We start from the raw sequence: 23,914 nt of genomic DNA, 5'->3' as shown, positions 1-23,914 counted from the left end.
TCCTTGCGTGAGGCTCTGCCCGGCCCATCCGGGTAACCCTCGCACTCGCATCGAGGGTGAGTCGCCTCCGCATCGGAAGAGGGACATACGGTCTGAGGAGCCGCGCAAGCGGCGTCTCGAAGGATGAAGGCCCGCCTGTGGCATCATGGTTCGAGACGGCGCGGCGCGCCTCCTCACCATGAGGGTAAGGATCACTCCGCCGGTGCTGCCGCCGGTATCTCGGGATGCGCGCTATGGGCGACACTTGGACTGGTCTTCGCCAGCGCAAACAGTCCCGCCGCCATCACGGCATAAGCCAGCGCCACGCCCGGCGTCACACCAAGGCCCCCACCGATGCCGACGGCTTCGCCGTGCATGAAACCGAAATAGGTCAAGATAGCACCGGCCAGCGCAAAGGCTGACGCCTTCATGAAGTCGCGCTCGATCACGAAGACGCCGATCGCGCCCAGCACAAGGCCGGCGAGGATCGAGCCGCCGCCCATCACTTCCAGCCCGTGATAGAGCACGCCTTGCTGCGCTAGCGATGCAATGGCTGCTGATTTGACTGCGTCGACTTTGTCGGCCGCAAGACCGCCAACGGTTTGCGCCGCAGCCATGCTCGCACCGAGCATGGTGTCGACCTGCAGCTTCGCCCACGCCGCGAGATGTGGTGTCAGCGCCAGCACGATCGCGGGCGCATGTTTGACCGGCGTGGTCTGGAACGCCTGCGCACCGATCAGCATTCCGATGTAGAGCAGGATCGGCGAGATCGCGACCACAGGCACCAGCGCCAGCAGCACCGAGATGATGCCGAACCACGACAGCAGCACCACCATGATGCCGGTCGCCGCCGAATAGCCGATCCGCCCGCCCATCGCCTTCCAGCCGGGATGGCCGATATAGACGGCGTTGATGAAGGGATTGCCCATCAGGCAACCGATCAGGCTGACGACACCGTCGGCGGTCAGCACCCGCGTCGTCGGATACTCGTCGCCGGCCGCCTCCGCGCTTTCGACATTGTCCATGGCTTCGACGAGATCGTAGATGCCAAACGGGATCGCCGTCACCAGGATGATGCCGAGGAATTCGAAACCGGAGAACACGTGACCGAAGGCAGGCAATGGCACCGAGAAGCCGAAATTGGCAAAGGCATCGCCGACGCCCTTCAGGCTCAGCCCACCAAGACCAAGGCCGAAAAGGTTCGAACCCCAGGCGATCAGCATGCCGGCGGCGATGGCGACAAGACCCGCCGGAATCCCCTTCGGATACTTTACCCCGCCGAACCAGGCCACCAGGATGATGGCGAAGCAGATAAGCCCGATCTGCGGCGTCATGTACATTTCCAACGCGGGTCGCATCGAGATGAAGGTAACGGAGACGCCGGCGAGCGTGCCGAGCAGTGCCGCGCGCGGGGTGATCTTCCTGATATAAGGCGCGATAAAGCCGCCGATCATGAGAATAAAACTCTGGAAGAACACCCAGACCAGGCCAGCCGACCAGCCCTTGATGGGGTCGCCGGTCTTGAGCGTGATCGGCAACATGATCACGAAGGTGACGATGAACATGTGCGGCACGCTGACGCCCGACGGCAGCGCGCAGACGTCGTTGCGGCCGGTCTTCTGCGCCAGTTTGTAGGCGAGATACGCGTAATAGAACGTCGAGAGGCACATCATCAGGCCGAGCGCTGGCAGGATGCGGCCGAATACGATGCTATCAGGCATCTTCAGCACGAAGCGCAACAGCCCGGTCAGCACCAGCATGTTGACGAGGATGTTGGTGCCGAAGCCGAACAAGGCGTTCCAGTCTCCCGGCGTCCATAACGCCGGCTTGAAAGTGGATGTACCTGATGTCCCCGTTGCGCTCATCGTGATGCCCCCGCTACTGCCGTTATATTGGAATCTCCGGTGAAATCGCCCTGAGCACCGCGGCTGAATCCGAAACCCAGCCGAAGATGCCGCCCTGCGCCTTGATCATTTTCAGGCCCATCTCGTGGAATTCGGGAAAGTAGGACGCGCAGCAATCGGCCAGCACCACGCAGCGATAGCCGCGGTCGTTGGCTTCGCGCACGGTGGTGTTGACGCAGACCTCGGTGGTGACGCCGCAGACCAGCAAATTCTCGATGCCGTAGCGCTGCAGGGCGTCGCCGAGCTCGGTGGCGTAGAAGGCGCCCTTGCCCGGCTTGTCGATCACGATCTCGCTGTCGAGCGGATAGAGCTCGGGAATGATGTCGTGGCCGGCTTCGCCGCGAATGAGAATGCGTCCCATCGGGCCGGGATCGCCGATGCGCAAGGACGGCGCGCCGCGCGCGACCTTGGCCGGGGGCGCATCGGAAAGATCGGGCAGATGGCCCTCGCGGGTGTGGATGACCAGCATGCCGGCCGCGCGCGCGGCATCCAGCACGGCGGCGATCGGCTTTACTGCGCGCGCGAGCTGGCTGACGTCGTTGCCCAGCGTTTCGCCGAAGCCGCCAGGCTCCATGAAATCGCGCTGCATGTCGATGATGAGAAGCGCGGTCGCCGCCCAATCGAGCTCGATCGGCTCCGGCTCCGCTGCGAGCTTTGCTGAGTTCGCCATAACGTACGCGCCCCGAACGAGAGAACTCCTCGGGAGAAATCAAGCAAGGCGCGTGCCATTGTGTACAATTGGGTCGAGCGGAAGCTCTTAAGAAAATCAGTCGTGTTGTCAGTCCGTTACTCGCGGATGCTGATCTCGGCCTGCCTTCGTCAAACGCACCACAAGCGAGCAGTTGCTCATTGGCTGTGCACGCGGCGATGACCCTTGCCCAATCGAAGAACTGATGATCCGGGGTTTCCCGGTCGCACCTGTCCAAACAACTGGACCAGCCAGGCGAGGCCGGCATCCATCATCGCCACTTTCGGAAGAACGATATTGATCGAGAAGCGCGGCAGCGGCAGCGGCGCCTTGACGGCGACGACGTTGAAGCGGGCGCCGTAGATCTCCAGAAATCGTCTCGGCAGCGCAGAGACCATTTCGGTTTCGGCCAGTACGGAAAGCGCGAAAGTGAAATTTGGCACAGTTAAGGCCACGCGCCGTTTCAGGCCTTTCTTCGCAAGCTCGGCGTCCACGAATCCGGAAGCGTCGCCGGTGTGCGAAACGACGAGATGCTCCATCTCGCAGTAGCGCTTCAGGGTCGAGGTGCGCTGGAACGGATGGCCATTGCGTAGGGCGATAACAAACTCTTCCTCGTACAGGATCTGTTTATGGAAACGCGCCGGAACATCGTCGAGAGGTATGATCGCGATATCAATTGTCCGGTCTTCGAGCTCGTTCAGTGCGTCCTTCCATGCAAGCTGAGGAGCGGTGAAACCTTGCGCCGGCAGTAGCTGCCGGATGCCCACATCGACGCCCGGCGCCACCTCACGCAACCTCTCCAGCAGCGGGTGCAGGATTACCGACGAAATCCCGTCCGGCGCGCCAATGACGAAGCGGCGGGTCGAATGCCGCGGGTCAAACGGTGTAGCCGTCGAAACGACGCCGCGGATACGCGCGAGAATTTCAGCCACTGACGGCACGAGTTGCGAGGCACGCTCGGTCGGAACGACGCCCTTGGGAGTCCTGAGAAACAGGGGATCGCCGAGCAGTGCTCGCAGCCGGCCAAGGCCATGGCTGATGGCCGAGGGCGAAAGGTGCAGCCGCTCTGCCGCGCGGCCGACATGCCGCTCTTGAAAGACGATCTCGAACAGCACGAGCAGGTTGAGATCGATCCGGGAAAGGTCAATCTGGTTCAGCATAATGCTGAAATCATATCACTGGATTCAGTATGATTGAAATGAGATTTGGGCGGTACCGCCGGTCAGCCGGCCCACCCCAAATGGAAAGACACGAAATGTTCAAATCGAACATCTGGAGACGCTTGGCCCTGAAAGCCGCACTCGCAATGCCGCTGTCGGCCAGCGCCGCACAGGCCCCAACGTCAGCAAGTTGGGACCAGGAGCTCGCCGACCTCATCAGCAAGACCGAGGCTCAGGCTTCGGCTTTCATGCGCGGCGACATGGACAAATGGTCCGGTCTGGTGCGCATCGCAGAAGAGTTTACGCTGATGCAGCCGTTTGGCGGCGAGGCCAGCCGAGGTTTTGACATGAGTCCCGAGCGGCTGGCGCGGCTCGCCAGCACCTTCAGGAACGGCGACGCCAAGCTCGAACTCGTTCAATCGTATGCGTCGGACGATCTGGTCGTTCTAGCGATGATCGAGCGTCAGCACGGCGAAGTCGGCGGCTTGCCGGACCAGGATTGGTCGCTGCGCGTGACGCAGGTCTACCGTAGGCAAGGCGGACAGTGGTGGCTGGTTCACCGCCACGCCGACCCGCTCGTGCGCCCTGTCGGACTTGAGACCGCGGCCGCGTTGGCCCGTGGCGCCAATCTCGACGGGCGGTAACGATTCTCAGTTCTTTGCCATCTCCGGCGGCCGATAAGAAATGAGGCCGCCTAGCTCCCGTTAAGCAGCGGTGTCCCGAATGCCCGCCGCCAGACCGACAGAAAACGCGGAAACCAGGAGTGGGCATCTGCGCTCTGATAGGCCCATGTGCGATATTTCTGACCCTTTTCGGACAAGAGCTCCTGATATCCGCCGTGCGTTTCGGTCGCAGTACGAATGTCCCTCAATATATTGCGGGCGTAGGACCCATACTTGTCGGTGCCGGAGCGTTCATCGTACTCCAGCATGCGATCGGCGAATTCGACGTTGAACGTCGGCCAGGACGAACGCCCCTGGTAGGCGGGCGCTGCAATCTTGTGGATCATCTTGTTCAGCGGGTTATCCGCGGATACCAGGAAATGAGATGTACCCGGTATTCGAAATCGCGGTTCGGCGAGTATCAAATCCGTCGTTGCCGCGAACAAAGCGCGTTCACCCTCGTCGCTCAAATCCCAAAATCCGCGGTGCACGTTGACGAAGTCGAGCGCAATGGCAGACGCCGGCAGCTCGCTGCCGGAATGCAAGGCATGCCTGATATAGCCGGGCTTGCCGAACAACCGGAGCAGCTCCTTTTTGTATTGCGGGAGTTCGCGCCCGAGCACGGCTTCCAGGTCGGCCCGATCGATCACCCCGAGTTCTATCCCGCGGATAAAAGTCGCGTAAACGCATGCATTGGTGACAAAGCGCCTGCGTTCGGCGCGGGTATCGGTTGCCGCGGAACGCGGTGCGCTGACGTCACACAGCAAAGCGCTGACGCCGCCGTCCTCGAACGGCTCCAGCGCTTCCGCAAGTTGAAGTATCGCTTTCTTCAGGTCCTCGCGATGCTCCGCCAGCAGCAGACGCCCGGCATGCGCGCCTTGCGACATCGCCAGATACGCAGATGCCCTTTGGTCCGCCCGAATGATCTGCTCGAGACCTGCGAGGATGCCCAGCAGAGTATCCGAAGGCAGCGAAAAGTAGTTGATGCCGATGTATCGGTCGCGGCCAGCCGGAATAATCGTGGTCGTGACGACATTGGCGCGAACGGCCTCCAACATCAGCCGGACGCTTTTCTCGAGCAAGCGAACCCGGCGGATGGCATCCTCGGAATCCATGATGGTCTCGGGATCTAGAACATCGGGATAGAACCAGGCGAAGTCCCGCGGGTAATAGGCGGTTGCGTGCGGCGCCCCCGTGACGAGAAAGGCTTCCTGCGGAGAAAATGCGCTGTCGATCGCGTGCCGGTACAGCTCATCGATGCCCTGCGAAAGGCGATGAGCTTTTCTCAGGAACCGGTCGCTGAGAAAATTGACGGCCTGAATGCCGTTGGCGATGCAGCTCGCAAACAGTCCCTGATAAAATCGGTACTCGCGATGTGACGGAAATGAAATATCACTATTCATAGGCTTGGATGATCGATGTCCGAGGCTTCGAGATCACGCGTTGGTACCCAAACAGGATTGATTCGTCTCTCCGCGAAAGCGCGGGTAACCTGTCACCAAACTGTCATGTTGCTCGATCTTGGCATTGAGCAGGATCCGCTGCAAGCCAATAGCTACCCCTGCCCGTCCGCTTCCCTTGTTTAGCTCCGCGGCCGGAAATTCTCGATCAGCCGCAGCAGTACGCGCGCGCCCGCATCCGCGTCGGCAAGTTCGACATGCTCGGCCGGGTTATGGCTGATGCCACCGCGGCAGCGCACGAACAGCATGGCGACATCTGATATATCGATCATCGCCATGCCGTCATGCCCTGCCCCGCTCGGCAGTTCGAACACGCCGTAGCCTTCGGCCGCAACCGCTTCCGCGACCTGCGCTTTCAGCCATGGCGCGCAGGGCACGGTGCGGTTCTCATGCGTAATATCGATCTGCAGCGACAGCTCACGGCGCTTTGCGATCGCCTCGATCTGTCGCACGATCTCGGCGACGGCCCGCTTGCGGTGCGGATCGGCCGGCGCGCGGATGTCGAGCGTGAAGGAGACTCGACCCGGAATGACGTTGGTCGCGCCGGGCGACGCGTTGATCACGCCCACGGTGCCGACCAGACCGGCGCCATCGCCCTTGCAGAATTGCTCGACCGCGACGATGCATTCGGCAGCGCCCGCCAGCGCGTCGCGCCGCAGCGCCATCGGCACCGTGCCGGCATGGCCGGCCATGCCGGAGAGATTTGCGGCGAGCCGCGTGGCGCCCGCGATCGCCGTCACTACGCCGACAGGAATGTTTTGCTGTTCCAACACCGGCCCCTGCTCGATGTGCAGTTCGACATAGGCATGCAGCTCGGGGCGGGTGCGCGCCGCCGCACCGATCTGGCCAGGGTCGAGGCCGAATTGCACCATGGCCTCGCGCATGGTGAGGCCGTCACGGTCGCGCGCGTCGAGCACGCTCGCGTCGAAGGTTCCCGCGACCGCCCGGCTGCCGAGCAGCGTGGAGGCAAACCGCACGCCCTCTTCATCGGCGAAACCGACGATCTCGATCGCGAACGGCAGCCGCACGCCGCGCCGGTTCAGATCGGCAACGCAGGCAATCGCCGTGATGACCCCGAGCGGTCCATCCCATTTGCCGGCATCGCGCACGGTGTCGTAGTGCGAGCCCAGCATCAGGCAGGGCAATCCCGGGCGGTCGCCCTCGTAACGGCCGCAGACATTGCCGATGGCGTCGAGATGCGCTTCCATGCCGGCATCCCGCATCCACGACAGAATGAGATCGCCCGCGGTGCGGTGTTCGGGCGAAAGAAATATCCGCGTCAGATTATCGCCCGTCTCGGAAATCGTCCCGAGCTGGTTAGTCCGGCTTACGATTTCATCGCCGAGCATTGCTTCATCCAATATCGAAAGCGTCATCGGCGAGATGCGAGAGGTTAGCGTGCCAGTGCTGCGCGATCTGCAGCCGCGTCGGAACCCAGACCCGCTCGTGCTTTCCGACGTAGTCGAGAAACCTCATCAGCGCCGCCGCGCGGCCGGGGCGGCCGACGACCCGGCAATGCAGGCCGACTGACATCATCTTCGGCGCACTCTCGCCTTCCGCATAAAGAACGTCAAAACTGTCCTTGAGGTAGGTGAAGAATTCATCGCCACCGCCAAAGCCCTGCGCGTTGACAAAACGCATGTCGTTGGCATCGAGCGTATAGGGGATAACCAGATGCGGCTTTGAGCCCCGCGACTTGATCCAGTACGGCAGGTCGTCGGCATAGGAGTCGCTGAGGTAAAGCAAACCGCCGGCCTCCATCAAAAGCCTTAAGGTGTTGATCGAGGTGCGTCCGGTGTACCAACCGAGCGGGCGCTGCCCCGTCGCCTCGGTGTGGACGCGGATCGCCGCTGCGATCTCCGTGCGCTCCTCGGTTTCAGACATGTCCTTGTGCTCGATCCATCGGAGGCTGTGGCTGGCGATGTCCCAACCGGCCTCCTTCATGGCGGCGACCACGTCGGGATTCCGCTGCAACGCCTTGGCGACGCCGAACACAGTGACCGGCAAATTGCGCTCGGTGAACGCTCGCCACAGCCGCCAAAAGCCGGCGCGCGAGCCATATTCGAACATCGACTCGATGTTGGCGTGGCGCTGTCCGGGCCAGGGCTGCGCGCCCAGCACGTCTGACAAAAAAGCCTCGGAGGCACGATCGCCGTCGAGAACATTGTTCTCGCCGCCTTCCTCGAAATTGACCACGAACTGCACCGCGACCCGCGCGTTGCCGGGCCACTTCGGATCGGGCGGGTTGCGCCCGTAGCCGCGGAAGTCACGCGGGTAGACCTGCGCGGCCATGATCAGACTTCCTCGAAGCGGATTTTCTGCGCGCCCTTCCACAGCACGGTCTTGCCGAATGCGGTCAGGTTCTCCAGCCCCGAAGTCAGCGTGATGAAATGATTGCCGGCGAGCTGGCCCATCTTGCTCGCAAAATGCACGCCGCCATAGGCCAGCAGGATTTCGGTCTCGCTGATGCCGCCGGGATAAAGAATGATCTGGCCCGGCGCGGGATAGCTGGTGTGGTTCTCGTAGGAGACACCGAAATCGAGATCGCCGAGCGGCATCCAGACACCCTCGCCGCTCCAGCGGACATGGATCGCCTGGCTCTCGAACGGCATCGCCTTGCGAAAGGCGGCAACCGTCTTCGGCGCCAGTTGCTCCTCGAAACGGGCCTGGAAAGTAAATTCACCGGCGCGGACAATCAGTTGGCTCATCGATCTCTTCTTCTGATGCATTTGCGGAAGTGGTTCAGCCGTATCCATTACAGCCCGAACAAGCGGACGCAAGGCCCCATTCGGCAGTTTCAGCGATCACATCGGATCCGGAAGTTGCCTGTGCAGGACCTAGCTATGGGCCCTCGCCGGGACCGGACGGGACCGCGCATCGCCGTGCTCGAAAGTGTCGCTGAAGTCGGCGAGCCGGGGCGATATCATGGCACGTTCGCGCGGGAAGGCTTCCGGCATCTCCTCGCGGATGAAGGTGAGCAGCTTTTCCCTGATCTCGCAGCGGAGATCCCAGGATTGCGGCGCGGATCTGGCGCTGACCAGCGCCCGAAGCTCGATCGACCGCGGGCTGGCCTCAATCACCTGGAGATTGACCACGGCGCCATCCCACAATTTGGACTCGCGCACGGCCTGTTCAAGCCGCTGCCTGATCCGCGAGACATCGGTGCAATAATCGACGTGAAGGGTGATGGCCCCGATCAGCGACTGGGTATCGCGGGTCCAGTTCTGAAAGGGACGCTCGATGAAGTAGGACAGCGGCACCACCATCCGGCGCCAGTCCCACAGCCGGACCACGACATAGGTCGAGGCGATGTCCTCGATCCACCCCCATTCGTTCTCGATGATGACGGCGTCTTCGATCCGGATCGGTTGCGTGATCGCGATCTGGACGCCGGCGATGAGATTGCTGAGCAATGGCCTTGCGGCAAGGCCGACGATCAGGCCGGCGGCGCCGGCTGACGCAAACAGGCTGACGCCGTACTGCTTGACGGACTCGAAAGTCATCAGGGCGGTGGAAACGGCAATGATGATAATCAAGGTTTGGATTACGCGCCTGAAGACACGAACCTGGGTGACGTGCTTGCGGGCGAGAAAGTTCTCGTCGGTATCGAGGCGGAAGCGCTGCAGATAGCGCGCGGCCCCCATGTCCACCGCGCGAACCGTGATCCATCCGATCAGCGCGATGACGGCGACGACGAAAAAGTGCCTGAGCTGTTCACGCAGCACGTCGTTCAAGGGTGCCAGCGGCAGCACCAGCGCCACGGCGACGAGACAAAGCGCCAGCCGCGCCGGGCCGGCGACCCTTTGCAGAAGCAACGTCACGGCCGGCCAGCGCGCCGCGACCACGCGTTTGATGGTTCTCGCAGCAATGCCGTAGACGAACAGCGCCACGGCAATGGCGCCGACGACGAGGCTAAGCCCGACCAGCCATTGTGGCACCCAGCCAAACATCTGTTCGAATTTTGACAGAAGATCTTCCATGCCGAATCCCCACTGCGTGGCCTCGTTCGGCCGCTAACGCATTGATCCGTGCATTGGTGCCGCACATGGCGCAGCGCAGCAATTCACTTTGCGCATCGCGGAGATTGATCGGGAAATGGGGAACTTTGGCGTGATGGCATGCCGGTTGCCGAGCGCAATGGCTCAGGATTCGCCGCGCCAGAATGCGGTCTGCAGGGGCAGTTGATGTTTGATCATCGCGACGCCATCGACCACCTTCAGGCCACGTGCGGCGCAAGCTTGCATGAACTCGGTCCGGCGGGCGGCAATGATATCGAATACGGCGCAATCATCCGGCAGCCTCGCGGGATTCATCGGCAGGGCGTCCGTCTCGCGAAGCCCGAGCGAGGTGGCGTTGACGAGCAGGCCGGCGTCGTCGAATTTTTCGTCCAGGCTGATCTCGATATCGGCAAAACGGCTGCGGAGCTTTTGGGCGAGGATTTCGACCGGCCCCGGCGTTTCGTTCAGGATTCGCAGCCGCCTCACGCCAGCGGCAGCCAGCGCGTGACAGATCGCGCGGCCGGCTCCCCCTGCCCCGATCACGACGCAGCGGCGGTCGGGATCGAATATCGCCTTCTCGCGCGCCGCATTCAGGAAACCGCCGCCATCGAAGGATTCGCCGACCAGCCGTGCACCGGCCTCGATCCGGATCGTGTTGACGACGCCTTCGAACTCGGCGGCCGGCCCGACCGCATCGCACAGCTCGAACGCCGCCGGCTTGTGCGGCAGGGTGAGATTGAAGCCGGCGACGCTCGGCGATTTCGCGAGCGTGCGGATCGCTTCGGAAAGATGTTCCGGCGTGATGTCGAGCGGCACCATGTGCCAGTCGAGCCCTGCGCCTTGAAAGTAAGGCGTGTAGTGGCGGGGCGCGCCGACATGGCCGGCCGGATGGGCAAAGATGAAGACAAATCGTGAAGCACCGGTCGGAAGCCGCATCGCTCTCACCCTTTCACGGCGCCCGCCGTCAGCCCGCTCACCAGATAGCGGCGCACGGCGAGCGAGAAAATCAGGACCGGCGCCATCACCAGCGAGCCGCCCGCGGCGATCTTGCCCCACTCCCAGCCCTCGTAGTTCATGAAGTTGACCACGGCGACCGGCGCCGTCCGTGCGTTGGTCCGCGTCAGGATCAGCGCAAAGAAGAAGTCGTTCCAGGCGTAGAGGAAGCACAGGATCGCGGTGGCGGCGATGCCGGGCGCGACCATCGGCAGCACGATCTGGAGGAAGACGACCCGTGTCGACGCGCCGTCGACCAGCGCCGCCTCTTCCAGCGACGGCGGCACGGTTTCAAAGAACGGCTGCATCATCCAGATCACCAGCGGCAGGTTGAAGCTGGTGTAGACCAGCACCAGCCCGGTGACGGTGTCGAGCAGCCCGATCCAGCGATAGAACAGGAAGAACGGAATCGTGAACGCGATCGGCGGCGCCATCCGCGTCACCAGGATCGCAAAGCTCAGCGCGTGCTTTCCCCGCCCCGCCCACCGCGACAACGCGTAGGCCGCGGGCACGCCTAGAATGAGCGCCAGCGCGGTCGAGAACGAGGCGCTCATCAAGCTGTTGACGAAGGAGGCCGGGAACGCACCCTGCCAGAGGGAAACGTAGTTCTGCAGCGTCGGCGTGAAAATCAAGGGCGGCGGAAACTGCAGGATCAACTCATTGGACTTGAAACTCATCTGCAACAGCCAGAGGAACGGCGACAGCAGCACAATCAGCGTCACGCCGATCGCCACGAGCCGGCGCGGGCTGGCCGAACGGCGGACCGGGCCACTCATGCCCCCACTCATGCCATGGCCTCGCGGCGGCGGCCCATCCACACCACACCCAGGCTGACCGCGACGACAAGCAGCAGCATCACGATGGTGACCGAACTGGAATAGCCGATTTCGTTGAAGTCGAATGCGAGCAGATAAGCATAATAGTTGGTCACCTCGGTGACGCTGCCCGGCCCGCCGCCGGTCAAGAGGAACACCAGCGGAAATGCCTTGACGCTGTCGATCAGGCGAAACATGCCCGAGATGACCAGGATCGGCGTGATGAAGGGCAGCGTGATGTAGAAGAAGATCTGCAGCCGGTTGGCGCCGTCGACCAGGGCGGCTTCGGAAAATTCCTCCGGAATGGTCTGCAGCGCGGCCAATACCATCAGGAAGGTGAAGGGCATCCATTCCCAGGTGTCGGCGATGATGATCGCGGTCAGCGCGAAATCGACGCTCGAAGTCAGCGACGGCATGGTCACGTTCAGCAGGCCTGCGGCGTAGTAGAGCGGGCTGATGTCGGGCGTGTAGATCAGTTTCCATATGATCGCCACGACGATCGGCGGCAGCACCATCGGAATCAGGAACAGAGTGCGGGCGAATTCCACGACGCGCGACTGCGTGTGCAGCAGTAGCGCGAGCAGCATGCCGAGCAGGACCTGCAACAGCACGCCCCAGAACGACAGCTTGGCCTGCACCCATAGCGAATTGACGAAGCGCGGGTCGCCCGGAAGCAGGCGATAGTTCCGCAAGGGCGAGCTGAAATCCGTCGACGATCCCGGATTGACCAGTTGGAACGGCGTCAGGCTGGTCACGACAAGATAGATCGCAGGCAAGCCTGCGATCACAAACAACACGATCAGGCTCGGCGCCAGCGCGAGGCGATTGAAGCGGCGGCGCTCGGCGTCGACCGATCCCTTTCCGCTCAAAGCGCGGTCCCGGCCCGGCGGAGATTGGCCACCGCCTGCTCCTGCGCCGCGTTCATCGCAGCTTGAGCTGTGAGCTGCCCCGTCGCCACCTGTTCGAACGCCTTGTTGAGGACATCGCCGACGATCGGGAACTCCTTCACCGTGCGATAGGCCATGTAGTTCTCGCCCTTGGCCGGCAGCCCCAGCACTTCGAGATAGAGCGCGCCGAGGTCCTGGCCGCTGACGGTGTTCAGCTTGCGGTATTCCTCGCTCTCGATCACGGATCTGCGGCATACCGAGGAATGGCCGTGCTCCTTGACGAGCCGCATCGAGATTTCAGGGCTGAGCGCCCATTTGATGAATTCCCACGCCGCTTTCTTGTTCTTGGCGTTCTTGGGAATGCCGAGACCCTGGCTGTTGGCGGCCGGGAAATCATGCACGGGGCCTGCCGGCATCCTGACGACGCGTGAGGTGTCTTTCACCTTGCTATCGTTCGAGAGCAGGATCGGCGTAATCCAGGCGCTGGAATGAATGAAGATGTTGGAGCGGCCGGTCATGTGGGATTGCCGCGCCTGATCCTCGGTGTAGGTGAGCACGCCGCGCGGCGCGTAGTTCTTCAGAAGGTTCGCGTAATATTCAACGGCCTGGATAGCTTCCGGCGAATTCAGCGTCGGCATGATGTCGGTGGGCGGCTTGCGAAAAATATTGCCGCCAAAACCCTGGATGTAGGGCGGCAGGCACCAGTGATGGAGCTGGAAGCTGACGATGCCGTTGACATTGTCGGCGCCATGCATCGCGGCGCAAACCTGCTCCAGCTCGGCAAAGGTCTTCGGTATCTTGAGACCGCGCTTCTCCATCAAATCCATGCGCGACAGGCCCATCACCATGGCTCCGCCTTCCCAGGAGTAGCCGTAAGTGGCGCCCTTGGCGTCGCGGTACGGCACCTGCGCGCCTTCGACGAAATCTTTCGGATTCCATTCCGCCGGAGTCAGGTTGGGATCACCGGTGAACTCGTCGAGATTGGCGAGTAGCCCCGCCGCCACCCAGCGCGCGGCAAGGATGAAGGTGACATTGACGAAATCGAACGCCGAACCGCCGGACGACAATTCGAGATTGGCCTGCTGGTTGTAGACCGGGAACGCGGAGAGCTGCAGATCGACCTTCATGCCGGTCTGCGTCTCGAACTCCGGGATGTAGTTCTGCAGCAGCGTGAAAAAGCGGTGCTGAAAGGACGCGCCGCGCAGCGTGATGCCGGCAAACGGTTTTGTTTGCGCAATGGCCGGCAGCGGAAATGCGGCCGCGCCGAGGGTGGCGGCACCGGCCTGAAGCAGCGTTCGGCGGCTGAAGCCCGCGGATTTGTGGCTCGGATTCTTCTTCGTCATAGCAGCCTCCCTGACAGTCTTTTTCGACAATATGACCGACATAAAATATACTGTCAAAAGGAGGCTTCTCCCAACACGGCTGCTTTCGCGATATCAATTGACACCATATCGCAATAAAGCAGACATTATTGTTTCAAGGCTTGAGGGTCCACATTTGTCCAGGGACGTCGAACCCCGTCAATCCAACACCCACGTCGCGCGGGAAATCGCCAAGCTCATCGTCTCCGGCACATGGCAGGAGGGAAAGACGCTGCCGCGCGAGGTCGAGCTCGCTTCCCAATTCAGCGTCAGCCGCACCTCGATCCGGGAATCGCTGTCCATCCTCAAGGCAAAGGGCTTGATCGCGGCGCGGCAGAAGGCCGGCACTCATGTGCGCGAGCGGATCAACTGGAACATGCTGGATGCCGAGCTTCTGGAATGGACATGGGCACTGCGTCCGACGGAAGAGTTTGCCCGCCAGCTCACGCAGGTGCGCCGGATCGTCGAGCCGGAGGCTTGCGCGATCTGCGCCGAGCGCGGCTCGGACTCCGACCTCGCCCGGATCGAACGGGCCTATCGCGAGATGGACGCCGCCGGAATGGACAGCCGCGCCTATTCCGAGCCTGATCTGCGCTTCCATCGCGGCATCCTGACGGCGACCGGCAACGACTTTCTGGTCGCCTTCGGCGCCACTGTCGAGGCGGCGCTGCGGATGTCGTTCGAACTCTCGACGCTGAACCCGGGCGCACCGCGCAAGAGCCTGCCCTATCACCGCGCCATCCTCGATGAGATATGGGCGCGCAATCCCGATGGCGCGCGGCGCGCGATGCATCGCCTGATGGACCTGACCGAGCGCAATATTACCTCCGCGCTGTCACGCCGGCATGGCGAAGCGATGGCGGCAGCGGATGCCAGCCGTGAACACGACGTGTAACGGAACAGGATAAGGTCTTTTTTGACGCGTTTTCTTCACGCGAACCGGTATCCACCCTCGGATCAAGTCCGAGGGCATGCTTCGCGCGAAAACGCTGCAGAACACTTGCTTTCCCTTGGTGTTGCGCGTTTCATTCCAGTCAAACATCAGCGACCGGGAAAACGACCATGCCCGCAAGAATCATCGGAATGATCGGCACCCAGCAGGAGGGCGTCGCGGTTCACCTGATCAAGGGACAAATATCGCGACAATGGGTGGTCGATTTCACCCGGCTGCATGAGCAGTGGAATTACGATTCCGTCCTGGTCGGATATTACGCTTCTGCCGCCGAAGGCTTTGCGATTGCACTCTATGCCGCCGATCACACCGAGCGGATCAAGTTCCTGATCGCGCACCGGCCGGGTTCGGTGGCGCCGGCGCTGGCCGCGCGGCAGGTAGCAACCTTCGACCAGCTCACGCAGGGCCGGATGGCGCTGCATATCATCGCCGGCACCAGCGACGCGGACCAGGCGAGCGAAGGCGACTTCCTGCCCAAGAATGACCGCTATCGCCGCGCGGGCGAGTATCTGGAGGTGATGCAGAAACTCTGGAGCAGCGACAGTCCGATCGATCACAAGGGCGAGTTCTACCGCGTCGAGGGCGGTTTCTCCGACATCAAGCCCTACCAGCGGCCTTACCCCACCCTCTTCTTCGGCGGTTCGTCCGAAGGCGCGCTGGAGATGGGCGCCAAACATTGCGACGTGTTCGCGATCTTCGGCGAGCCGCTGAAGGAGACCCGGGAACGAGTGCAGGATTTCCGGCAGCGCGCAGCCGCCTTTGGGCGCAGCGTCGGCTTCAACATGTCGCTGCGGCCGATCATGGCGGATACCGAAGGCGCGGCGTGGGACAAGGCGAACGCGCTACTGGCGGATGTCGAGCGCAAGACCGGCGCCGCGCCCCAACCCACCAACCACTCCGCCGAGCGCCTGCTCGGTTACGCCGCGCGCGGCGACGTCCATGACGAGCGGCTATGGATGGGAATTGCGCGCGCCACCGGCGCTCCCGGCAATACGTCGTGCCTGGTTGGAACGCCTGAACAGATCGCGGCAGCGGTGCTGGAATATTACCGGCTCGGCATTCATTCCTTCCTGCTGCGCGGCTTTGAGAATCCGCACGACACGATGGCGATCGGCCGTGACTTGATTCCACTCATCAAGCAAGGCGCGCTGGCGATCGACCGGCAGGCCGAAGCGGCCGAATAGAGTTCACCTGAAGAATCCGCAGGCATCTCAAGATGCCGGCGCAAGGTCTTGGCGCACGAAGAGAAAACCCATGAAAGAATTTGCATGAAGGCGGTCGTTGTCGAGAACTACAATTCAATCGACGGCATCTCGATCATGGAGATCGATACGCCCGGCCTCGCCGCGGGCGAGGTCCGCGTCAGGATCGGCGCGGCGGCAGTCGGCTTCGTCGACGGGCTGAAGGTGCAGGGCCTTTATCAGACCAAGGACCCGCTGCCGTTCGTGCCGGGGACGGAGTTTGCCGGAACGGTCGATGCCGTCGCCGACAACGTTGGTGCGTTCAAGCCGGGCATGCCGGTGATCGGCATGGCCCGGTCCGGTGCGCTCGCCGAATATATCTCTGTGCCGTCTGTGGCGCTCAAGCATCTGCCGCCGCAGGTTCCGTTCGAGGCCGGCGCGTCGTTTCAGGCCAACTATCTGACCGGGCTCTACGCGCTGGATGCCCGCGCGTCGCTGCGCGAAGGCGAGATATTGCTGGTGCTGGGCGCGGCCGGCGGCGTCGGCATCGCCGCCGTTCAACTCGGCAGACTGATGGGCGCGCGGGTGATCGCAGCTGCCTCGACGGCGGAGAAGCGTGAATTTGCGGTTCGTCACGGCGCCGATCAGACCATCGACTACACCCAGGCGGATTGGCGGGAGACGCTGAAGGAATTGACCGGCGGGCATGGGCCGGATGTCATTTTCGATCCTGTGGGCGGCGAAGTATCACTGCAGGCGTTTCGCTCGATCGCCTGGCGCGGGCGGCATCTCGTGGTCGGATTCGCCTCCGGCACCATTCCGGCGCTGGCGTTCAACCTGCCGCTCCTCAAGGGCGGCGCGCTGCTCGGCGTCGACCTCGCCCAGATCCAGAAGCGCGAGCCGGAGACGCACACTCGCCTGATGGCGCAATTGTTCGACTGGCTGGCGTCGGGCAAATTGCAGCCCGTGGTCGGCAAGATCGTGCCGTTCGAGAATTTCCGCGAGGCCTTCACGTCCATGCAGTCGCGATCGGCGCTTGGGAAGATGATCGTGAAGTTCGGCTGAAGCGACGCGTCGAAGCAGGATACGGACTGATGTCTCTGGAAAACAGCAAGCCATCGCGCCGCCTGATGCACAGGCGGTCCGTCGAATGCGAAGGCTTTCTGCGCGACGACGGATTCTGGGAAGTCGAGGCGTGGCTGCGGGACACCAAGCCTTTCACCCAGCGTGCCGATCGTTTCCGCAGCGAACTGAAGCCGGGCGATCCCGTCCACGATATCGGCCTGCGGCTTGCGATCGACGACAGCATGACGATTCGCGCGGCAGAGGCGATGATGCGCGCCACGCCCTACCCGACCTGCATCGAGGTCGAGCCGATCTTGCGGCGCTTGATCGGCGAGCGCATCGGCCCGGGCTGGCGCGAGACGGTGCGGCGCAAGATCGGCCGGCTGGAGACCTGCACGCATCTGATGGAATTGCTCGGCCCCGCCGTCACCACGCTGTACCAGACCATGTCCTACGGCAAGCAGCCGGAAGGCCGCGATACGCTGGAGAACCAGCAGAACTCCGGCCAACGTCCGTTCTTCATCGGCGGCTGCCATTCCTGGCGGACCGACGGCCCCGTTGTCGCGGCGATGTTTCCGCAGTTCGCGACCAAGCCGGCGGCGAAAGATTAGGCGCGGACGCGATCGTAGATCGCAAACGCTGCGGCCAGCACGCATCCGGCGATGATGCCGAATGTCAGATCTTCGATCAGCGTGAGGCCGAAAGTTGCGATCAGCACCGCCGCACTGCGCCAATCGTGAAGCAAGCGAAGGAATTCTTCCTTCTCCGCCATGTTCCAGCACACCACCACCAGCACGCCGCCAGCGCGGAGAGCGGAATGAAGCTCGCCAACGGCGCTGCGACCAGCATGAAAGCCAAAACGAAGATCGCATGCGCCATGCCGGAGACCGGGCTGCAGGCGCCCGCGCGAATATTGGTCGCGGTACGCGCGATCGTTCCGGTCACACTGATGCCGCCGAAGATGGCGGAGGCGACGTTCGCGATGCCCTGCGCCACCACCTCCATGTTGTAGCGGTGCTTGCGCCCGGTCATGCCGTCGGCGACCTTGGCGGACAACAGGCTCTCAACCGCACCCAGAAGAGTGAAAGAGAGCGCCGCCGGCAACACCTCGAGCACCGAAGCATAAGAGATCGAGGGTAGCTGCGGCGACGGCACTCCATCAGGCAATTGTCCGAAATGACTGCCGATGGTCTCTACCGGCAGATGAAGCAGAAAGACGGCGACCGAAGCGAGCGTGACCGCGATCAGCATTCCCGGCCAATTCGGTGCCAGTCGCCGCAGCAGGAAGATCAGGGCCGCCGACCCCACGCCAACCGCCAGCGCGGCCGGACTGATGGTCGGCAAGGATTGGCCGAGCATCACAAGCTTCGGCAATAGCGGTCCGGGTTCGGCCGCAGGCAGCTTGAGGCCGCCGAGATCCCTGAGCTGACTGGCAAAGATCGTGACCGCAATGCCGCATGTAAAGCCGACGGTCACCGGATGCGGAATGTAGCGGATCAGCGCCCCTAGCCGCAGCAGCCCGATCACCGTCAGCATGAAGCCGGAGATGAAGACCGTCAGCAGCAGCCCGTCGATGCCGAATTTCGTCACGGTTGCCGACACCAGGACGATGAACGCGCCCGCGGGTCCGCCGATCTGGTAACGGCTGCCACCGAGCGCCGATACTAAAAAGCCGCCGATCACGGCGGCGTACAATCCCCGCTCGGGCGAAACGCCCGAGGCGACGGCGATCGCCATCGACAGCGGGAGTGCAACGATGGCGACCGTCAAGGCCGCCAGCAAATCCTTTCGAAAGCAGCCGAGATCGTATCCCTCGGACAGGACGGTCGCGAGCTTCGGGCGATAATGATGGGCAGTAGCGGAGCCGTCGGGCATTTGGCGGGCGAACCAATCTGGGTTCGGAGACTATAGTCGAAGGCCCGGCGGACTGCCACCGGATCAAATACGGGCCGAAGCGACTTTCGTTAGACCCAGGCGTATAGCTTTCAACCAAGGCTGCCGGGCAATCAACCTTGCCCGCGACACGGGCACGCGACTGCATGCTTCCCCTCGTCCCTCCGCCTGCCCGACGATGCTACAGGGCTCCTTTCGCTGCCCGAAACGGCGGAGGCAGATACCGCCCTGTCCTGAAAACGCTTTGCGATGTGACACCGCGACCGCGGCATGCCACGTCGCTGAAACCTGTGATAACCTTTCCACTGAACGGCTCCGGTTCATCGGAGAGTGACGATGAGAACCATCACGGCGTCGGCAGCCCGCAGGCTCGGCAAATTCCTGACCAAGGACTTCCGCGAAATCTTTGGTCCCATGCATGACGATCTGGCAGAGCGCCTCGGCTCACTTGCCCGGATCACCATCGAATGCATTGGAAGAAGCGACGCTCTCTATCACAATTATGAGCATACGTGGCTGGTCACGATGGCCGGCCGCGACATCCTGCAAGGCATGATGATGTCGCGCCGTATCGAACCTTCCGACTACACGCATCTCATCGTTGCCTGCCTGCTGCACGACATCGGCTATGTTCGCGGCATATTGAGCGGCGATACCGACGACGAGTTCGTGGTCGATGAAGACGGACGGAGAATCGCCTTGCCTCGCGGAGCGTCGGATGCCGCGTTGATGCCCTATCACGTCGACCGTTCGAAGCTGTTTGCCATAGAACGGCTCGGAAATTCACCGGTGATGGACGCCGCGCGTATCGTGGAGGCGATCGAACATACGCGTTTCCCGCCTCCACCCGAGAGAAAGACGACGGAGACGAACATACCTCGTCTGGTTCAGGCGGCGGACCTGATCGGGCAACTTGGCGACCCGATGTATGCAAGAAAGGTCAATGCGCTTTTTTACGAATTTGAAGAAACAGGGATGAATCACCAGCTTGGATATTCATGTCCGGCGGATCTCGTGGAAAAATATCCGGACTTCTTCTGGAACAGCGTCTCGGAATATCTCGACGAAGGCATCAAGTACCTGAACCTGACCGCTTCCGGCCGCCAATGGATCGCCAATCTTCACCATCATCTATTATGCGCGGAAAATGCTCGACGTCTGATGGGGCCGCAGCATTGACAGGTGATGCAAATCATCCGCTGGAGTTTCGCCTGCCATCAGCGATCGATGACACGGCAGGGCCAGGAAGCATCTGAGATTGCGAGCTTGCTAACGCGCGTTTTAACCGCTTCCCGTGAGACGAAATTCTCGCATTGCGAAATGCCATCGCGGCGCGACGCGCAAAAGGACGCAGCGGGAGCGAACTGTCAGATTGAGCGTGACGCCGCGTCCGACAGGTGCCACTATCCAGGATAATAAAAAGCCGCGCACGTCGGACGAAGCGCGGCTGCCGAGGGGGAAATAGAAGCGTCAACGTTGGCGCGAGAGTTCCTTGGCCCAACCCGTCCGTTGGCGTCGCATGGGACAACAGATTGTCCATCGTCTGCTGATTTCGTTCCCCGCCTTGCTCGGGGTTCTCTTCCTCTGCTTTTGCCTGTTGCAAGTCGTGCCCGCCGATCCCGCGATGATCATCGCCGGGCCCGATGCCAAAGCCGAGACCATTGCCGCGATCCGCCAGGAACTTGGTCTCGACAGATCGATCCCGATCCAGTTCTTCGAATACATCCTGCGTGTGCTGCGCGGGGATCTCGGCCGCTCCATCATTTCCAACCGAATGGTGAGCGAGGAACTGGCGATGACGATCGGGCCGACAATTGAGTTGATGCTTGGGGCGATGTTGATCGCGGTACCGAGCGGGCTCGCGCTCGGCACGCTGGCGGCCGTCAATCGCGGACGCCTGTCCGACCGCGTCATCATGGCCTGCTCGGTGGCGGGCGTGTCGATGCCGGTGTTCTTTATCGGCCTGATCCTGATTCAGTTCGTCGGATTCAAATGGGCGCTGTTGCCGTTCACCGGCCGCACCGGCCCGGTATGGGACGGCGGATTGCCGAGCCTGATCCTCCCCGCCCTGACGCTGGGCGCGGTGCTGATCGGCCCGATCGCACGACTGACGCGCACCGCCGTGCTCGAAGTGCTCGGCGCCGATTTCGTCCGCACGGCGCGCGCCAAGGGACTGCGCGAGCGGGTGGTGATCATCCATCACGCGCTGCGCAACGCCATGATCCCCGTCGTTACCCTGATCGGACTGCAGGCGGCGTTCCTGCTCGGCGGTGCGGTGGTCACCGAAACCATGTTCTCATGGCCCGGCGTCGGCCGGCTCGCCGTCGGCGCCATCGTCTCCAGCGATTTCCCGACGGCGCAGGGCGCGATCATGATCCTCGCCGTCGCTTTTCTCACGATCAACCTCATCGTCGACGTGCTCTATGTCTATCTCGATCCGAGGGTGCAGCGCAGATGAGCGTCGAGGCTCTCGAACAAGGCTTTGTCCCGGAGCGCGAAACCGGCGTATTCGCCCGCGCCGGAGTGTTGCGCCGGCTGGCGCGAGACCGGGTCGCGGCACTCGCTGGACTGGTGCTGGCAACGATTGTGCTGGCAGCGCTATTTGCGCCCTGGATCGCACCCTACGATCCCTACTTCACCGATCTTACCAAGGTGATGCGGTCGCCCGACGCCGCGCACTGGTTCGGCACCGACAATACGGGGCGCGACATCTTCAGCCGCGTTCTCTACGGAACGCGCAACACGCTGATGCTTGGGCTGGTCGGCGTGATCGTCGGCGGTTTCATCGGCGGCGTTCTCGGCATCCTCGCCGCCTACTACCGGCGGCTGGACGGCTGGATCATGCGGCTGGTCGACGTGATGCTCGCCTTCCCTGCAATCCTGATCGGGCTTGCGGTGGCCGCGATCTTCGGCGCCGGATTGACGGCGGTGGTGATAGCGCTCGTCGTCGCCACCGTGCCCGATGTGGCGCGCGTGGCGCGCGGTGCAGCGATCGGCGTGATGGGCCAGGAGTTCATGGAGGCCGGCCGCGCCGTCGGCGTCTCTGACGGCGAACTGATCTGGCGCTACCTGACGCTGAACTGCATCTCGACCATTTTCGTGTTCCTGACGCTGCGCTTCGGCCAGATCATCCTGATCGGCGCGGCGCTCGGTTTTCTCGGCATGGGTGCGCAGCCGCCGACCGCCGAACTCGGCATGATGGCGGCGCAGGGCCGCGACTTCCTGTTCATGGCGCCGCATATCGCGACGATCCCAAGCTGTGCCATTTTCGTGATCGTGCTGGCCGCCAACCTTCTGGGCGACGCATTCCGCGACGTCCTCGATCCGAGGCTGCAGACATGATCAGGTTCGCGCTGGGAATGTCCTTGGCACTGTGCGTCACGGGTCCGGCGTCGGCCCAGACGCTCCAGCTCATGAAGGGGATAGACGCGCCGCATTACGATGCGCAGCGCACGACCTGGGGACCGACGTCTGATATCGTCAACATGTTCCAGGACACGCTGGTCGCGCTCGACTGGGACGGCCGCACGCCGATTCCATATCTCGCCAAGTCGTGGACCATCAGCGAGGACGGCAGGACCTATACGTTCAAGCTGCGCGACGACGTCACCTTCTGCAGCGGCAAGAAATTCACCGCGGATGACGTCATCTACAGCTTTAGGCGGCTCAAGGACCCCGCGATCAAGGCGCCCTACGCCTGGCGCGCCGGCGACATTAAGGAGCTGCGCGCGCCTGATCCCTACACAGTCGAGTACGAGCTCAACGAGCCCTACTCCGAGCTGCTGCTGCAGCTCACCATGTTCACCAACGTCATCCACAACAGGGAGAGCGTGGAGGCGCTCGGCAAGGATTACGGCATCAAGGGCGCCGATGGCACCGGACCGTGGTGCTTCGAGAGCTGGCAGCCGCGCACCGAGATCGTGCTCAGGCGCCACGATGCCTACCGTTGGGGCCCGTCGATGTACAAGAACAAGGGGCCCGTCAAGTTCGAAAAGCTCAGCGTCAAGATCATGCCGGAGGAATCCAGCCGTGTGGCGGCGATGATGGCCGGCCAGTTCGACATGACCCATCAGTTCCCGCCGCAATTCATCGCGCAGGCCAAGGCGGCCCCGATGCTGACGGTCACAGCGGCAAAGCCGAATTTCCAATTACTCTATTTCGGTTTCAAGACGACTCGGCCGATGGTGGCGGACCGGCGCGTGCGCGAGGCGATGAGCATCGCCATCAACCGCGCTGAAATTGCCAAGGGCGTCCTGCTCGGCAATGCCGATCCCGCCTTCACCATTGTCGACCCGGACGCACTCGATCACGACCCCGCCACCAAGAGCATCGTGAAGGAGGATATCGAGCGTGCAAAAGCACTGCTCGACGAAGCCGGCTGGAAGATGGGCAGCGACGGCGTCCGCGAAAAGGACGGCGTCAAGCTGCAGCCCAAGGTCTATTACACTCAGGCCGGCAACACGCCGCGGGTGGCCGAAGCGATCCAGGGTTACCTGCGCCGCATCGGCGTCCAGTGGCAGCTTCAACCCTGGGACTCGACCATCGCCTCCGCCAAGATGGCCGAGCAGGACTACGAGATCTGGTCGGTGACCGTGCCTTATCTGTCGGCCGGCGACCTCATGAACATCTACTTCGATTCCAGGAACATCCCGACGCCAAACCGGATGAACTGGAAGGACGCCGAAACCGATGAGTGGCTGAAGCAGGGCCGCTCGGCGCTGACCGATGCCGACCGCGCGAAATACTACGCGAAGGTCCAGCAGAAGGTGATGCGCGAGCACCTCTGGATGCCCGTGCTCAACATCAACATGGACCAGGTGGCCAACAAGAAGATCGCCGACGCCAGGCCGCACATGATCTACCAGAATACTTTCTACAAAGGCTTGGACGTGTCGCGCCAGAAATAACGAGGGAGA

General features: G+C 62.5%; 21 protein-coding genes and 1 pseudogene. 9 read left to right on the top strand and 13 right to left on the bottom strand.

What is annotated here, in order from left to right:
- Positions 1–191: 191 nt before the first annotated feature.
- The 3 genes from IVA95_RS33310 to IVA95_RS33300 all read right to left on the bottom strand — a co-directional run bounded on the left by IVA95_RS33310 (position 192) and on the right by IVA95_RS33300 (position 3,731).
- The gene (locus IVA95_RS33310) at positions 192–1,844 is read right to left on the bottom strand and encodes a regulator (RefSeq protein WP_247514352.1); all 1,653 of its coding nucleotides are present in this window, start codon (positions 1,842–1,844) and stop codon (positions 192–194) included.
- Positions 1,845–1,866: 22 nt separating this feature from the next.
- A complete protein-coding gene (locus IVA95_RS33305) occupies positions 1,867–2,553 on the bottom strand; it encodes an isochorismatase family cysteine hydrolase (RefSeq protein ID WP_247514351.1) in 687 nt (228 codons plus the stop codon).
- A 176-nt stretch (positions 2,554–2,729) separates the two neighbouring features.
- Positions 2,730–3,731, bottom strand: coding sequence for a LysR family transcriptional regulator (locus IVA95_RS33300; RefSeq protein WP_247514350.1), 1,002 nt, complete (start codon positions 3,729–3,731; stop codon positions 2,730–2,732).
- Positions 3,732–3,826: 95 nt separating this feature from the next.
- On the opposite strand from IVA95_RS33300, the gene IVA95_RS33295 reads away from it, so the two are divergent.
- On the top strand, positions 3,827–4,375 hold the full coding sequence (locus IVA95_RS33295; RefSeq protein WP_247514349.1) for a nuclear transport factor 2 family protein: 549 nt from the start codon (positions 3,827–3,829) through the stop codon (positions 4,373–4,375).
- 50 nt (positions 4,376–4,425) lie between these two features.
- Here the strand turns inward: IVA95_RS33295 and IVA95_RS33290 are convergent, their stop codons facing one another.
- From IVA95_RS33290 to IVA95_RS33250, 9 genes are all read right to left on the bottom strand, one after another.
- Positions 4,426–5,796, bottom strand: a complete 1,371-nt coding sequence (locus tag IVA95_RS33290; RefSeq protein ID WP_247514348.1) for a hypothetical protein — start codon at positions 5,794–5,796, stop codon at positions 4,426–4,428.
- Positions 5,797–5,975: 179 nt separating this feature from the next.
- Positions 5,976–7,202: an allantoate amidohydrolase gene (locus tag IVA95_RS33285; RefSeq protein WP_247514347.1), complete on the bottom strand. Its 1,227-nt coding sequence runs from the start codon at positions 7,200–7,202 to the stop codon at positions 5,976–5,978.
- Between the two features lie 4 nt (positions 7,203–7,206).
- On the bottom strand, positions 7,207–8,145 hold the full coding sequence (gene puuE / locus IVA95_RS33280) for an allantoinase PuuE (RefSeq protein WP_247514346.1): 939 nt from the start codon (positions 8,143–8,145) through the stop codon (positions 7,207–7,209).
- A gap of 2 nt (positions 8,146–8,147) precedes the next feature.
- The gene (locus IVA95_RS33275) at positions 8,148–8,561 is read right to left on the bottom strand and encodes a DUF3830 family protein (protein ID WP_027536371.1); all 414 of its coding nucleotides are present in this window, start codon (positions 8,559–8,561) and stop codon (positions 8,148–8,150) included.
- A 129-nt stretch (positions 8,562–8,690) separates the two neighbouring features.
- Positions 8,691–9,833: a mechanosensitive ion channel family protein gene (locus tag IVA95_RS33270; protein WP_247514345.1), complete on the bottom strand. Its 1,143-nt coding sequence runs from the start codon at positions 9,831–9,833 to the stop codon at positions 8,691–8,693.
- A gap of 162 nt (positions 9,834–9,995) precedes the next feature.
- Positions 9,996–10,787, bottom strand: coding sequence for a hypothetical protein (locus IVA95_RS33265; protein ID WP_247514344.1), 792 nt, complete (start codon positions 10,785–10,787; stop codon positions 9,996–9,998).
- 5 nt (positions 10,788–10,792) lie between these two features.
- Entirely contained in the window at positions 10,793–11,620 is an 828-nt protein-coding gene (locus tag IVA95_RS33260) for a carbohydrate ABC transporter permease (RefSeq protein WP_247514343.1), read from the bottom strand.
- 8 nt (positions 11,621–11,628) lie between these two features.
- Positions 11,629–12,528 (bottom strand): sugar ABC transporter permease, encoded by a 900-nt coding sequence (locus tag IVA95_RS33255; RefSeq protein WP_247514342.1) that lies wholly within the window; start codon positions 12,526–12,528, stop codon positions 11,629–11,631.
- Complete coding sequence (locus IVA95_RS33250) at positions 12,525–13,889, bottom strand: extracellular solute-binding protein (protein WP_247514341.1); 1,365 nt, start codon at positions 13,887–13,889, stop codon at positions 12,525–12,527. Before IVA95_RS33250 ends, IVA95_RS33255 begins: the two co-directional genes overlap by 4 nt.
- Positions 13,890–14,043: 154 nt before the next feature.
- Here IVA95_RS33250 and IVA95_RS33245 point away from each other — a divergent pair, with 154 nt between their 5' ends.
- The 4 genes from IVA95_RS33245 (at position 14,044) to IVA95_RS33230 (ending at position 17,716) form a co-directional block, all read left to right on the top strand.
- On the top strand, positions 14,044–14,802 hold the full coding sequence (locus IVA95_RS33245; protein ID WP_247514340.1) for a FadR/GntR family transcriptional regulator: 759 nt from the start codon (positions 14,044–14,046) through the stop codon (positions 14,800–14,802).
- Positions 14,803–14,969: 167 nt separating this feature from the next.
- Complete coding sequence (locus IVA95_RS33240; RefSeq protein WP_247514339.1) at positions 14,970–16,043, top strand: LLM class flavin-dependent oxidoreductase; 1,074 nt, start codon at positions 14,970–14,972, stop codon at positions 16,041–16,043.
- Positions 16,044–16,127: 84 nt separating this feature from the next.
- Positions 16,128–17,105: an NADPH:quinone oxidoreductase family protein gene (locus tag IVA95_RS33235; RefSeq protein ID WP_247514338.1), complete on the top strand. Its 978-nt coding sequence runs from the start codon at positions 16,128–16,130 to the stop codon at positions 17,103–17,105.
- A gap of 29 nt (positions 17,106–17,134) precedes the next feature.
- Positions 17,135–17,716: a DUF2889 domain-containing protein gene (locus IVA95_RS33230; RefSeq protein ID WP_247514337.1), complete on the top strand. Its 582-nt coding sequence runs from the start codon at positions 17,135–17,137 to the stop codon at positions 17,714–17,716.
- A 44-nt stretch (positions 17,717–17,760) separates the two neighbouring features.
- On the opposite strand, the pseudogene IVA95_RS33225 reads toward IVA95_RS33230, so the two are convergent.
- Positions 17,761–18,980, bottom strand: a pseudogene (locus IVA95_RS33225) (SulP family inorganic anion transporter); the annotation flags it as partial.
- 354 nt (positions 18,981–19,334) lie between these two features.
- On the opposite strand from IVA95_RS33225, the gene IVA95_RS33220 reads away from it, so the two are divergent.
- From IVA95_RS33220 to IVA95_RS33205, 4 genes are all read left to right on the top strand, one after another.
- Complete coding sequence (locus IVA95_RS33220) at positions 19,335–20,177, top strand: HD domain-containing protein (protein ID WP_247514336.1); 843 nt, start codon at positions 19,335–19,337, stop codon at positions 20,175–20,177.
- Positions 20,178–20,490: 313 nt separating this feature from the next.
- Positions 20,491–21,456: an ABC transporter permease gene (locus IVA95_RS33215; RefSeq protein WP_247514335.1), complete on the top strand. Its 966-nt coding sequence runs from the start codon at positions 20,491–20,493 to the stop codon at positions 21,454–21,456.
- The gene (locus IVA95_RS33210; protein ID WP_247514334.1) at positions 21,453–22,340 is read left to right on the top strand and encodes an ABC transporter permease; all 888 of its coding nucleotides are present in this window, start codon (positions 21,453–21,455) and stop codon (positions 22,338–22,340) included. Before IVA95_RS33215 ends, IVA95_RS33210 begins: the two co-directional genes overlap by 4 nt.
- On the top strand, positions 22,337–23,905 hold the full coding sequence (locus IVA95_RS33205; RefSeq protein ID WP_247514333.1) for an ABC transporter substrate-binding protein: 1,569 nt from the start codon (positions 22,337–22,339) through the stop codon (positions 23,903–23,905). Before IVA95_RS33210 ends, IVA95_RS33205 begins: the two co-directional genes overlap by 4 nt.
- Positions 23,906–23,914: the final 9 nt, after the last annotated feature.

It is taken from the genome of Bradyrhizobium sp. 157 (assembly GCF_023073815.1).
Classification (GTDB): Bacteria; Pseudomonadota; Alphaproteobacteria; order Rhizobiales; family Xanthobacteraceae; genus Bradyrhizobium.
The sequence above is the reverse complement of the archived record's forward strand: the minus strand, read 5'-3'. Positions and strand labels throughout refer to the sequence as shown.